Here is a 285-nt window from a genome sequence, read left to right on the forward strand (position 1 = left end):
AGCTGGATTAAGGGGGATAACAATGATATCCAGAGCATTAACCAAATTTTTTTAGATGGTAACAACAATGATTGGAATAGCCAGAAATTCTACAGCTGGATTAAGGGTAATAACAATGATATCGTTGATAATACTATAATCTTTGGTAACAGAAATGATGACAATCAGCAGAAACTCTACAGTTGGATTAAGGGGGGTAACAATGATATCAGGAGCAATAACCAAATCGGAGTGGAGGATAATGATTGGAATAGCCAGAAACTGTACAACTGGATTAAGGGGGAT

Annotated in this window: 1 protein-coding gene; it reads right to left on the reverse strand. The window is 36.5% G+C overall.

Translation table 11 applies throughout. The annotated features are described in order from the left end of the window. Nucleotides 1-51: 51 nt before the first annotated feature. Nucleotides 52-285 (reverse strand): hypothetical protein (locus E1171_RS23015; protein WP_187696078.1); only part of this gene is annotated, 234 nt, incomplete at its 5' end.

Origin of the sequence: Xanthovirga aplysinae (assembly GCF_009711365.1) — a bacterium.
Taxonomy (GTDB): domain Bacteria; phylum Bacteroidota; class Bacteroidia; order Cytophagales; family Cyclobacteriaceae; genus Xanthovirga; species Xanthovirga aplysinae.